A 12,041-nucleotide genomic window follows, 5' to 3' on the forward strand; every position below is an offset into this window, starting at 1 on the left:
GCGTTTAGGCAATGCGCCGATGCCGGAGGCGCGCGGAAGTGGACGAAGTGGACAGTATGTAACGTTCGGAATGCGGCCCTGTGCGAGCGGGCCGCGGGAATGGCCGTTCGCGCCCCGGGAGCGCGGGTCGGGTGGACGATGGCAAAGAGCGAGGTGCTCTATACACGGTTTGTTCCGTGTAGGACAGAGGCGTGGTTGGCGTCGACTGCCGCAAATCCCTCGTCACCCCGGACTTGATCCGGGGTCCACTCTGCGGCGAGGGGGGCGGCTGGAGCCTCTTGCGCTGCCCCCGCCGCCCGGTGGACCCCGGAACAAGTCCGGGGTGACGGAGTGGGTGGGGTGGGCGTTGCGCGCCTTCGCTTACGACAGCGCGGCCTTCACCAGGCCGCTCGCCTTGCTCATGTCGAGGTTCGCGGCGTGGCGGGCTTTCAGTTCGGCCATGACGCGGCCCATGTCCTTCATGCCGGTGGCACCGAGTTCCGCCTTGATCGCCTCGATCGCCGCGGTCGTTTCGGCGTCGCTCATCTGGGCGGGGAGGAAGCGTTCGATCACCGCGACCTCGGCCTTTTCGGCGTCGGCGAGTTCCTGGCGGCCGCCGCTTTCGTACATCTGGATCGATTCGCGGCGCTGCTTGACCATCTTTTGCAGCACCTCGACCACCACGGCATCGTCATCCGTCGGGGCGGTGCCGGTGCGCAGTTCGATGTCGCGGTTCTTGATCGCCGCCTGGATCAGGCCGATCGCGGCGCGCGCTTCCTTGTCGCCGGCCTTCATGGCGGAGACCTGGGCGGCCTTGATGTCGTCGCGAATCATGGAAGAAAGCCTCGAATACGGGAAAGCCGGTGACCCTAGCGGAAAGCGGCGGCCCCGTGAACCGGTTGACCTAGACCAAGCTGGGGGGTAGCGGGCGCCACTTAGCGACATAGACGAAACCTTCAGGAGTGCCCGCCAAGCCATGGCCGAGCCTAAGCCCATTGCCATGCCCGCAAAGCCCGATGGGGCCACGGGCGTTCTGGTTCTTGCGAACGGCGAGGTGGCCTGGGGCCGCGGTTTCGGCGCGGAAGGCGCGGCGGTGGGCGAGGTGTGTTTCCACACCGCGATGACCGGATACCAGGAGATCATGACCGACCCGTCGTTCGCGGGCCAGATCATCACCTTCACCTTCCCGCACATCGGCAACGTCGGCGCCAATCCCGACGATATCGAGGCGGATGCGCCGCATGCGCTTGGCATGATCGTGCGGCAGGACGTGACCGAGCCGTCGAACTTCCGCGCGGTCGAGCGGCTGGACGGCTGGATGAAGCGGCATGCGCGCATCGGCCTGTCGGGCATCGACACGCGCGCGCTGACCCGCCGCATCCGCGCGGGCGGTGCGCCGAATGGCGTGGTCGCGCATTCGGCGAGCGGCGAGTTCGACCTTGATGCGCTGCTGGAGATGGCGCGCGCCTGGCCGGGGCTGGAGGGGATGGACCTCGCCAAGACCGTGTCGACCGAGACGCATTACGCCTGGGGCGAAGCGCGCGAGGGCGACGTGTGGCGGCTGGGCTTCGGTTATGGCGCGGCCGGCGAGGGCGAGCGCCCGCACGTCGTCGCGATCGATTACGGCAGCAAGCACAACATCTTCCGCAATCTGGTGAAGGCCGGCGCGAAGGTGACGGTGCTGCCGGCGCAGGCGACGTTCGACGACGTGATGGCGCAGAATCCAGACGGCATCTTCCTGTCCAACGGCCCCGGCGATCCGGCCGCGACCGGGGACTATGCGGTGCCGGTGATCCGGCAATTGCTCGATACGGGCAAGCCGCTGTTCGGCATCTGCCTCGGGCATCAGCTGCTTGGCCTCGCGGTGGGCGCGCGGACGACGAAGATGTTCCAGGGCCACCGCGGCGCCAACCATCCGGTCAAGCGCCTGAGCGATGGCGCGGTCGAGATCACCAGCATGAACCACGGCTTCGCGGTGGAACGGGAGTCGCTGCCCGCCAACGTGCGCGAGACGCATGTGTCGCTGTTCGACGGGAGCAACGCGGGGCTGGAACTGACGGATCGCCCGGCGTTCAGCGTGCAGTATCATCCGGAGGCCAGCCCGGGGCCGCAGGATAGTTTGTATCTGTTCGAAAAGTTTGTGGGATCATTGCGGTGAAACGCCGCGAGTGGGCCATACTTTTCGGCGGCCTATCCATCATTGTCGGTGGAGCTGTCTGGGTAGTCAGCCCTTCGGCCGGTGAGGATGTTTTGTATCAGGCGGCGAGCGAATGCCGTGTGGACAGAAGCTTCATCTACCATGTTCGCGACCACAAGGGCCCCCAGGGTGGTTTGGTTGCGGTGGAATATGGGACGGATGGCCACAGTCAGGACTTCGACTGTGTCCAACGTCGCTTATCAACAATGGGCGTTCGCCCGATAATTGGTCACCAGATAGATGCCTAAACGCACCGACATCTCCTCCATCCTCGTCATCGGCGCGGGGCCGATCGTCATCGGTCAGGCGTGCGAGTTCGATTATTCGGGCACGCAGGCGATCAAGGCGCTGAAGGAAGAGGGCTATCGCATCGTCCTGGTCAATTCGAACCCGGCGACGATCATGACCGATCCCGAGCTGGCCGACGCGACCTATGTCGAGCCGATCACGCCCGCCGTGGTCGCCAAGATCATCGAGAAGGAGCGCCCGGACGCGGTCCTGCCGACGATGGGCGGGCAGACCGCGCTCAACACCGCGCTGGCGCTGTTCCATGACGGTACGCTGGAAAAGTTCGGCGTCCAGATGATCGGCGCCGATGCCGAGGCGATCGACAAGGCCGAGGACCGCCAGAAGTTCAAGGTGGCGATGGACAAGATCGGGCTGGAAAGCGCCCGCTCGGCCATCGCGCATACCGTCGAGGAGGCGCTCGCGGGCCTGGAGATCACCGGCCTGCCGGCGATCATCCGCCCGAGCTTCACCATGGGCGGATCGGGGGGCGGCATCGTCTACAACCGGTCCGAATTCGTCGACATGGTGCGCAAGGGGCTGGACGCGTCGCCGACCACCGAGGTGCTGATCGAGGAATCGCTGCTCGGCTGGAAGGAATATGAGATGGAGGTCGTGCGGGATCGCAACGACAATGCCATCATCATCTGTTCGATCGAGAACGTCGATCCGATGGGCGTCCACACGGGCGATTCCATCACCGTCGCGCCGGCGCTGACGCTGACCGACAAGGAATATCAGATCATGCGCAACGCCAGCATCGCGGTGCTGCGCGAGATCGGCGTCGAGACTGGCGGGTCGAACGTCCAGTTCGCGGTGAACCCCAAGGACGGCCGCCTGGTCGTCATCGAGATGAACCCGCGCGTGTCGCGCTCGTCGGCGCTGGCGTCCAAGGCGACCGGCTTCCCGATCGCCAAGGTCGCGGCGAAGCTGGCGGTGGGCTATACGCTGGACGAGATCGACAACGACATCACCGGCGCGACGCCAGCGTCGTTCGAGCCGACGATCGACTATGTCGTCACCAAGATTCCGCGCTTCGCCTTCGAAAAGTTCAAGGGCGCTGAGCCGGTGCTGGGCACCGCGATGAAGTCGGTCGGCGAGGTGATGGCGATCGGCCGGAACATCCAGGAATCGATGCAGAAGGCGCTGCGCGGGCTGGAGACGGGCCTGTCGGGCTTCAACGCGGTCGACCATCTGGTCGGCGCGCCGCGCGCGGAGATCGAGGCGGCGCTCGCCAACCCGACGCCGGATCGGCTGCTGGTCGCGGCGCAAGCGCTGCGCGAAGGCTTCACCGTCGCCGAGGTGCATGCGATCGCCAAGTTCGATCCGTGGTTCCTCGAACGCATCGCCGAGATCGTCGCGGCCGAAGAGGAAGTGTGCCGCAACGGCCTGCCGATCGAGGCGGCGGGCATGCGCCGCCTGAAGGCGATGGGCTTCAGCGACAAGCGGCTCGCCTATCTGGCGCTGAAGTCCGCCAATCTGCGCGGCATGGAGCGGGGCATCGCGCGGGGATCGGGCCTGATCCATGAGGCGGTCGTCGCGATGACCGGCGGCGTGACCGAGGACGAGGTGCGCAGCCTGCGTCACCGGCTGGGCGTGCGCCCCGTCTTCAAGCGGATCGACACCTGCGCCGCCGAGTTCGACGCCAAGACGCCCTATATGTATTCGACCTATGAGGCGCCGTCGTTCGGCGAGCCCGAGGACGAGAGCATGCCGTCCGACCGGCGGAAAGTGGTGATCCTGGGCGGTGGCCCGAACCGGATCGGCCAGGGGATCGAGTTCGACTATTGCTGCTGCCACGCCTGCTTCGCGCTGGCGGATGCGGGCTATGAAACGATCATGGTCAACTGCAACCCGGAGACGGTGAGCACCGACTATGACACGTCCGACCGCTTGTATTTCGAGCCGCTGACGGCAGAGGATGTGCTGGAAATCCTGCACGTCGAACAGTCGAAGGGCGAGCTGGCCGGCGTGATCGTGCAGTTCGGCGGGCAGACGCCGCTGAACCTCGCCCGCGCGCTGGAGAAGGCGGGGATCCCGATCCTCGGCACCAGCCCCGACGCGATCGACCTGGCCGAGGACCGCGAGCGGTTCGCGGCGCTGGTCAGCAAGCTGCGCCTGAAGCAGCCGGCGAACGGCCTGGCGCGCAGCCGGGACGAGGCGGTCGCCGCGGCGGAGCGGATCGGCTATCCGGTGCTGATGCGCCCCAGCTATGTGCTGGGCGGGCGGGCGATGGAGATCGTCGACAGCCTTCAGCAGCTCGACGATTACATCCAGACCGCGGTGCAGGTGTCGGGCGACAGCCCGGTGTTGATCGACCAATATCTGCGTGACGCGATCGAGGTGGACGTCGATGCGGTGTGCGACGGCGACGAGGTGGTCGTCGCGGGCCTGTTGCAGCATATCGAGGAAGCCGGCGTCCATTCGGGCGACAGCGCGTGCTCGATCCCGCCCTATTCGCTTGGCGCCGAGACGATCGCCGAGATCGAGCGGCAGACGGTCGCGCTGGCGCATGCGCTGGGCGTCAAGGGGCTGATGAACATCCAGTTCGCGGTGAAGGATGGCGAGGTCTATCTGATCGAGGTGAACCCGCGCGCCAGCCGCACCGTGCCCTTCGTCGCCAAGGCGATCGGCGCGCCCATCGCCAAGATCGCCAGCCGCGTGATGGCGGGCGAGAAGCTCGCCGACATGCCGCCGATCGACCGCCACATCGATTATTATGCGGTCAAGGAAGCTGTCTTCCCGTTCAACCGCTTCCCCGGCATCGACCCTGTCCTGTCGCCGGAAATGAAGAGCACGGGCGAAGTGATGGGCATCGACCCCGACTTCACCACCGCCTTCATGAAGTCGCAGCTGGGCGCGGGCACCGTGCTGCCGACCGGCGGGACCGCCTTCGTCAGCGTGAAGGACGGCGACAAGCCGCATATCGTGCCGGCGGTTAAATCGCTGCTGGCGCGCGGGTTCAAGGTGCTGGCGACCGGCGGCACGGCCGATTACCTCGAGACCGCGGGGCTGGCGGTGGAGAAGGTCAACAAGGTCGCGCAGGGGCGGCCGCATATCCTCGACCGGATCATGGACGGCGAGGTGACGCTGATCTTCAACACCACCGAAGGCTGGCAGAGCCTGAAGGATTCCAAGCCGATCCGGCAGGCGGCGCTGGCGCAGAAGATCCCGTATTTCACCACGGCCCCCGCCAGCGTGCAGGCCGCCGCGGCAATCGGCGTCGCCTCCCTTGAAGTCCGCCCCCTGCAATCCTACTATTCGCAGTCGCACAACTGATCCCGACATAATGACGTGATGTGCGGGGGCGGGCCAGAAAACGGCCCGCCCGCGGGGATGAAGCAATTGGGGACTGACACATGGCGACCGTCGAAAAGATGCCGATGCTCCAGGAGGGCTATGAGAAGCTCACCGCGGATCTGAAGCGTCTGAAAGCCGAACGCCCCCTGATCGTCGACGCGATCGAGGAAGCCCGCGCGCACGGCGACCTGTCGGAAAACGCCGAATATCACGCTGCCAAGGAGCAGCAGGGCCAGAATGAGGCGACGATCGCCGACATCGAAAGCAAGCTGTCGCGCGCGCAGATCATCGATCCGCGCGAGCTGTCGGGCGACAAGGTGGTGTTCGGCGCGACCGTGACGCTGCTCGACGACGACGACAAGCCGGTGAAGTACCAGATCGTCGGTGAGACCGAGGCGAACGCCAAGACGGGCCGGATTTCGTACAATTCGCCGCTGGGCCGCGCGCTGATCGGGCGCAAGGTAGACGACGAGGTCGAGGTGTCGGTGCCGGCGGGCGACCGCTATTATGTGGTGTCGAAGGTCGAGTTTATCTGAGGGGGTGCGGGTTCGCCCGCCCCTTTGTCATCCTGGCGTAGGCCGGGATCCATGGACACGGCGCCATTCGCGTTGGTGGGACACAGCAGCCTTTTCGCCTCCATGGATCCCGGCGTTCGCCGGGATGACGGGGGGGGTGGTCTCGCCTTTAGCCGAAGCGCTGCTCGGCTTTTACGTCGCGGCTAGGTGTCTAACCCACGGCCGTCATCTGCTGTTGATCGCACGACGCGACCCCGCCCACGCCGTCATTCCCGCGGAGGCGGGAATCCATATGCCGAGGGCTCTCGACTTTATCGCTGTCGTTAGCGTGTCTGGATTCCCGCCTTCGCGGGAATGACGGGGGGGCGGTGGGCCGGCTCTGTCAACGTGACTCGGACGCTGCGGCGTTCCGCACGTCTTAACCATAATCTTTGCGGCCCCGCACCCGGTCCGGGGCGCAGTGGGGGCGAGGCGCCCCCGTCCGCTTACGCTTCGGGCGTCGTGACCAGGTCGGGTTCGAGCAGGCGGTGGAGGTGGACGACGACGAACTTCATCTCGGCATCGTCGACGGTGCGCTGGGCGTTGGCGCGCCAGGCCTTTTCGGCGCTCGCATAGTCGGGGAAGATGCCGACGACGTCGAGCTTCGACGGATCGGCCCAGTCGAGCGTGCGGGGATCGGTGACGCGGCCGCCGAAGACGAGGTGGAGCTTGCTCATGCGCTGAGATTCCTGGGGTGATGTTTTACCCCGCCATCCCTAGCGTGTTGCGGCGCAATATTGAACCCCGGATGGCCTAGGTAGGGTGGGCCATCGGGGCACCGTTTCGTCATGGCGAGCGAAGCGCGGCGATCCAGGGCGTCATGGTCCGGCTCCGGATGGCGTCGCTTCGCTCGCAATGAGGGGATTGGGCTTAATCCTTGGCGCGGGCCGACTGCGCCGCGGCGGAACCTGCGGTGGTCGCGGCCTTGGCGATGCCCTGGAACAGCGACTTCACCTGATCCTTGGCAGCGTCCTTCGACAGGCCGGCATTCTGGAGTTCGGTGGCGCCCGCTTCGCGCGCGGCGGCGACGGCGCTGCGGGCGCGCTCGCCGAGCGAACGGCCGAGCGGGGCGAGCAGCTGCTTTTCCTTCGCCGAACGCGGGATCAGCGCACCGGCGAGCGCGCCGATCGCGATGCCGCCCGCAACGATGGCGAGCGGGTTCGCCTCGATCGCGTCGGCGGTGCGGCGCGCGGCGTCGCTGGCAGCGTGCTTGGCATCGTCGAGACGGTCATGCACTTCGGCCTTGATGTCGGCGGTGGCGTCGGCGACGCGATCCTGGGTCTGGGTGTCGGTCATGGGTCTATCCTTTGCGTGGATGCGCGGGGAACGCGGATCAGTCCTTGGGGCCGAGGCCGGGTTCGTGATTGCGTTTGAAGCGATGCGGCTTGTCCTTCTTGCGGAACAGGCCGGCGAGGCGGTGGCGGGCGAGGAACAGGCCGGCGACGGCGGTTACTCCGGCGACCGCGCGGGGATTGCGCACCGCCGTGTCGAGGCTGGCCTGGGCCGCGGCCTGCCCCTTGTCGGCGACGTCGCGCGCCGCCTGCTTGGCGAGATCGCGCGGGTTGAGGCGAACCTGCAGCTTGCGCAACGTGCCCGACAGGCGTTCACGCGCCGCGGCGGCTTCCGCTTCGGCGTCGAGCAGGCGGGTGGCGGGATCGGTCACAGCTGCTTCTCCGTGGCAGGGGCGAGGCGACTCTTGCCGATGAGGGCGAGGCTGGCGGCGATCGCGAGCACCGCCATCACGACGGCGAGCGTCGCGAGGCCCGGGCCGATCAGCGTCGCGAGCGTCATGACCACACCGACCAGCGCCGTGATCAACGCAGCGAGCGCCAGCACCCCGGCGACGACGAAGAACACGATCGCGCTGCGATAGGCGCTGACGCGTTCGCCGATCCGGGCCTTGACCACCGCCACTTCGGCGCTGGCGAGCCCGCGGGCGTCCTCGACGAGCTGGCTGACGAGGTCGGTGATCCCTTCCTCGCCAGCGCCCGCGGTTTCAATTGTCGGCAAGACCGCCACGAGCCCCTTACGCCTTGTCGTCGAGGCCGGACTGGACGACCCGGGCGAGCGCGAAGCCCAGCGCCGCGGCGACGCCGATCGCGACACCCGGGCTCTTGCGGACGAAGGCGCGCGCGTCGTCGAGCAGCTCGTCGACGTTCTTGTCGCGGATCTGGCCGGAGAAGTTGGAGACGACGCCGGCTGCCGAGCGGGCGTAGTCGCCATATTGCGCGCCAAGCTTGTCGTCGACCTGGCCGGCAGCGTCCTGGATCATCTGCGACAGCTGGTCGAGGCCGCCGATCGCGCGCTCCTTGCCGGTGTCGGCCAGCGTGCGGATCTTGTCGGTCGCCTGCGCGCCGTATTTCGCCGAATAGTCCTTGGCGGTCTGCTTCGCCTGTTCGACGCGGCTGGTCGCGCCATCGGCATCGCTGCTGGCGGTGGAGGAGAGGGTGTCGCCGTCCAGGACGGGGTTCAGATCGGTATCGGACATGGTGGCCCTTTCGTGACAGTCTCGTATCGAAGCCTCTAACCCCGGCCGACGACGGCCGGTTCCCTTGCGGCAGGCAATTGCCGCCCGCGCGGCGAGCGGGTAGAGGCCGCGGCATCTGAGCCCCAGAGGTAGGAGCATCGTTACGTGACCGCAATCATCGACATCCATGGCCGGCAGATCCTCGACAGCCGCGGCAACCCGACGGTGGAGGTCGACGTGCTGTTGGAGGACGGCAGCTTCGGCCGCGCGGCGGTGCCCTCGGGCGCGTCGACCGGCGCGCATGAGGCGGTCGAGAAGCGCGACGGCGACAAGAGCCGCTGGGGCGGCAAGGGCGTCGACGATGCTGTCGAGGCGGTGAACGGCGAGCTGGTCGAGAAGCTGATCGGCATGGATGCCGAGGATCAGGCCGATCTGGACGCGGCGATGATCGAGCTGGACGGGACCGAGAACAAGGGGCGCCTGGGCGCGAACGCGATCCTGGGCGTCAGCCTGGCGGCGGCGAAGGCGGCGGCGGAAGCGCGCGGCATGCCGCTGTACAAATACGTCGGCGGCGTGTCGGCGCACATGCTGCCGGTGCCGATGATGAACATCATCAACGGCGGCGAGCACGCGGACAACCCGATCGATTTCCAGGAATTCATGATCGTGCCGGTCGGCGCGGAGAACATTCTGGAGGCGGTGCGCTGCGGATCGGAAATCTTCCACACACTGAAGAAGGCGCTGCACGACAAGGGGCTGGCGACCGGCGTGGGCGACGAGGGCGGCTTCGCGCCGAACATCGCCAGCACCGAAGAGGCGCTGGGCTTCATCATGCAGAGCATCGAGAAGGCGGGCTATACGCCGGGTGACGACGTGATGCTGGCGCTCGATTGCGCGGCGACCGAATTCTACAAGGACGGCCGCTACAATATCTCGGGCGAGGGCAAGGTGCTCGAAAGCGGCGCGATGGCCGAATATCTCGCCGACCTGACCCGTCGCTACCCGATCTTCTCGATCGAGGACGGCATGAGCGAGGACGATTGGGAAGGTTGGAAGGCGCTGACCGATCTGATCGGCGACAAGGTGCAGCTGGTCGGCGACGATCTGTTCGTCACCAACCCCAAGCGCCTGAAGCGCGGCATCGAGGGCGGCTATGCCAATTCGCTGCTGGTGAAGGTCAACCAGATCGGCACGCTGACCGAGACGCTGGAAGCGGTGAACATGGCACAGCGCAACCGCTACACCGCCGTCATGAGCCATCGTTCGGGCGAGACCGAGGATGCGACGATCGCCGACCTGGCGGTCGCCACCAACTGCGGCCAGATCAAGACCGGCTCGCTGGCCCGTTCGGACCGGCTCGCCAAGTACAACCAGCTGATTCGCATCGAAGAAGAATTGGGCGACTCGGCACGATATGCGGGCCGGAGCGTTCTGAAGGCTTGATCCCGGACGGGATGCAAGCGAGGATGTAAACCATGGCGCGGGCGGTAACGGCACGGAAAGGCACGAACGGAGGGCGGTCGAACCCATCGACCGCGTTCCGCAAGGTCATGCGTCGTGCCGCGCTGCCCGCGCTGGGCTTTACGATCATGGCGTTTTTCGGTGCCTATGCCGTGCTGGGGCCGAACGGCATCCTGGCCTATGGCGATTACAAGAAGCAGCTGGCGCGGCGGGAGGTGCAATATGCCTCGCTCGACCAGAAGCGGACGGTGCTGCAGAACCGCGTCGCCTTGCTCGACCCCGACCATGCCAATCCGGATATGGTCGATGAGATGGTGCGCAAGGAATTGAACGTGGCGCATCCGGATGAGGTGATCGTTCCGTTGAAGTAGGGGCGGTGGGCGCGTTGGGTGCGTTTGGGGGTTATGCCGCGAGCGCGCGGTTTTCGTCGTTGATTTCACACCCCTCACACTCTTCGTCACCCCGGACTTGTTCCGGGGTCCACTCTGCGGCGAGGGGGGTGGTTCGAGCCTCTTGCCGTCCCCCTGCGGCCCGGTGGATGCCGGAACAAGTCCGGCATGACGGGGTGGGGTTTGCGGAGGTGGGCCTCTACCAAGGTTGCGTCTTCGCTGAAGGTGCGGCGATATCAATTCCCCGCCATCATTCCTGGGAATGCGGCGGTCCGAGGTCGGTGTCGCCGCCTTTGTCGCGTCCTTCGCCGCCGGTCTGTGGGTAACCGTCGCCGGCCGCGGCGTCGCTGCTGAAGTCCTCGCCGGGATTGCCGCCGCCGGCGCCGCTGCCGCTGCCGTGAACCGCGCCCGTCTGAGGGTCGAACGAGGCGCGCAGGCCGTTTTCGGGCGGCAGGTTCGGGTCTTGCGGCGGATGCGGATCGTCGGGGCGGGCGGCGCTTGTGCCGCTGGGGGTCTGGCGACCGAGGTCGGATTCGCGGTCGCGGTGATAATCCAGGCCGTAGTGGCCGGCATCGCGATCGAAGGGATTGCCGGTCGTGTCGCGGCCGGGATCGACCTTGCTGGTGTCGGGCATCGGTGCCTCCTGTCGTGGGATGACAGGTAACGCGTTGGGATCGCGGGCGTATCCCGTCGGACATCAGGGGCGGCGCGAGCGGCTCAAAATCGGCGCAATCCCTATGGTCGGCAAGGCCGCCATTCTTTTAATACCGACCGGTACGAAAGCCGTTGACGGCGCGGTGATCCGCTTTTATACCGCTTGGTATAGAAGATGACGAGGCATTCATGTTGCGAGGGACCGCAGCGCCGGATGAAGAGCCTTCGCCATCTCGACTGAACGACACTGACGATGCAGCGCGCACCGTGCCCTTTGGCACGGACGGGAGGCCTGCGGCTCGGACAAAAGGGAGTGACACCATGGCTTTTCTCGCTTTCGCCGAACCGGGCAACGCCGGCTATGCCCGCGTGAGCGCGCAGGGGCTGACCGCGGACGCCCCACGGGTGACGGCGCCGACCGAGGACCGCCCGCTGCTGAGCGAGCTGGAGCGGTCGGTGATCGGCCTTGCGCGCGGCGATGGCCTGTCGACGCTGCGCCAGCCGGGGCGGCTGTCGCGCGGGCTGGAGCTGGTGTTCGGCGTGCGGATCAGCCCGATGCTGGCCGATCCCAAGCTGGAGGCGCTGCGCCGGGTCGCGGTGCTGAGCTGGAAGCGCGGCTATGCGATCGCGTCGGCCGAGGTGAAGGCCTTCCTGGCGGCCGGTTATTCGCCAGCGCATTACGAGCTGGTCGTGGATACGATCGCGGCGGCGCGGCAGGCCGAAAGCCGGCGCGGACGGCGCTGAACCTCCTTTTG

Annotated in this window: 13 protein-coding genes; 6 read left to right on the top strand and 7 right to left on the bottom strand. The window is 66.7% G+C overall.

Annotated features, from left to right (window positions below; all coding sequences use genetic code 11):
- Positions 1 to 360: 360 nt before the first annotated feature.
- Positions 361 to 813, bottom strand: a complete 453-nt coding sequence (locus tag A7E77_RS11755; protein WP_063688200.1) for a GatB/YqeY domain-containing protein — start codon at positions 811 to 813, stop codon at positions 361 to 363.
- A 142-nt stretch (positions 814 to 955) separates the two neighbouring features.
- Between A7E77_RS11755 and carA the strand changes: the two genes are divergently transcribed.
- The 3 genes from carA (at position 956) to greA (ending at position 6,297) form a co-directional block, all read left to right on the top strand.
- Positions 956 to 2,137 carry a glutamine-hydrolyzing carbamoyl-phosphate synthase small subunit gene (gene carA, locus A7E77_RS11760; RefSeq protein WP_063688203.1) on the top strand — a complete coding sequence of 394 codons (1,182 nt, stop codon included), beginning with the start codon at positions 956 to 958 and terminating at the stop codon, positions 2,135 to 2,137.
- 279 nt (positions 2,138 to 2,416) lie between these two features.
- Positions 2,417 to 5,740 (top strand): carbamoyl-phosphate synthase large subunit, encoded by a 3,324-nt coding sequence (carB, locus tag A7E77_RS11765; RefSeq protein ID WP_063688205.1) that lies wholly within the window; start codon positions 2,417 to 2,419, stop codon positions 5,738 to 5,740.
- Positions 5,741 to 5,820: 80 nt separating this feature from the next.
- Complete coding sequence (greA, locus tag A7E77_RS11770; protein ID WP_017978083.1) at positions 5,821 to 6,297, top strand: transcription elongation factor GreA; 477 nt, start codon at positions 5,821 to 5,823, stop codon at positions 6,295 to 6,297.
- A gap of 464 nt (positions 6,298 to 6,761) precedes the next feature.
- Here the strand turns inward: greA and A7E77_RS11775 are convergent, their stop codons facing one another.
- From A7E77_RS11775 to A7E77_RS11795, 5 genes are all read right to left on the bottom strand, one after another.
- Positions 6,762 to 6,992, bottom strand: a complete 231-nt coding sequence (locus A7E77_RS11775) for a DUF4170 domain-containing protein (protein ID WP_017978084.1) — start codon at positions 6,990 to 6,992, stop codon at positions 6,762 to 6,764.
- Between the two features lie 193 nt (positions 6,993 to 7,185).
- A complete protein-coding gene (locus tag A7E77_RS11780; RefSeq protein ID WP_063688207.1) occupies positions 7,186 to 7,611 on the bottom strand; it encodes a hypothetical protein in 426 nt (141 codons plus the stop codon).
- Between the two features lie 37 nt (positions 7,612 to 7,648).
- Positions 7,649 to 7,978 carry a DUF3618 domain-containing protein gene (locus A7E77_RS11785; RefSeq protein ID WP_063688209.1) on the bottom strand — a complete coding sequence of 110 codons (330 nt, stop codon included), beginning with the start codon at positions 7,976 to 7,978 and terminating at the stop codon, positions 7,649 to 7,651.
- Positions 7,975 to 8,334, bottom strand: a complete 360-nt coding sequence (locus A7E77_RS11790) for a phage holin family protein (protein WP_063688211.1) — start codon at positions 8,332 to 8,334, stop codon at positions 7,975 to 7,977. The genes A7E77_RS11785 and A7E77_RS11790 overlap by 4 nt, the downstream gene beginning before the upstream one ends.
- A 7-nt stretch (positions 8,335 to 8,341) precedes the next feature.
- Positions 8,342 to 8,803: a hypothetical protein gene (locus tag A7E77_RS11795; RefSeq protein ID WP_063688213.1), complete on the bottom strand. Its 462-nt coding sequence runs from the start codon at positions 8,801 to 8,803 to the stop codon at positions 8,342 to 8,344.
- Between the two features lie 144 nt (positions 8,804 to 8,947).
- Between A7E77_RS11795 and eno the strand changes: the two genes are divergently transcribed.
- A complete protein-coding gene (gene eno, locus A7E77_RS11800) occupies positions 8,948 to 10,225 on the top strand; it encodes a phosphopyruvate hydratase (RefSeq protein WP_063688215.1) in 1,278 nt (425 codons plus the stop codon).
- A gap of 107 nt (positions 10,226 to 10,332) precedes the next feature.
- On the top strand, positions 10,333 to 10,614 hold the full coding sequence (locus A7E77_RS11805; RefSeq protein ID WP_017978090.1) for an FtsB family cell division protein: 282 nt from the start codon (positions 10,333 to 10,335) through the stop codon (positions 10,612 to 10,614).
- A 268-nt stretch (positions 10,615 to 10,882) separates the two neighbouring features.
- Here A7E77_RS11805 and A7E77_RS11810 read toward each other — a convergent pair whose 3' ends face one another.
- Positions 10,883 to 11,266, bottom strand: a complete 384-nt coding sequence (locus tag A7E77_RS11810) for a hypothetical protein (protein ID WP_063688217.1) — start codon at positions 11,264 to 11,266, stop codon at positions 10,883 to 10,885.
- A 341-nt stretch (positions 11,267 to 11,607) separates the two neighbouring features.
- Between A7E77_RS11810 and A7E77_RS11815 the strand changes: the two genes are divergently transcribed.
- Entirely contained in the window at positions 11,608 to 12,030 is a 423-nt protein-coding gene (locus A7E77_RS11815; RefSeq protein ID WP_063688219.1) for a hypothetical protein, read from the top strand.
- Positions 12,031 to 12,041 lie beyond the last annotated feature (11 nt).

The organism is Sphingomonas sp. NIC1 (assembly GCF_001638925.1).
In the GTDB taxonomy this organism is placed as follows: Bacteria; Pseudomonadota; Alphaproteobacteria; order Sphingomonadales; family Sphingomonadaceae; genus Sphingomonas; species Sphingomonas aquatilis.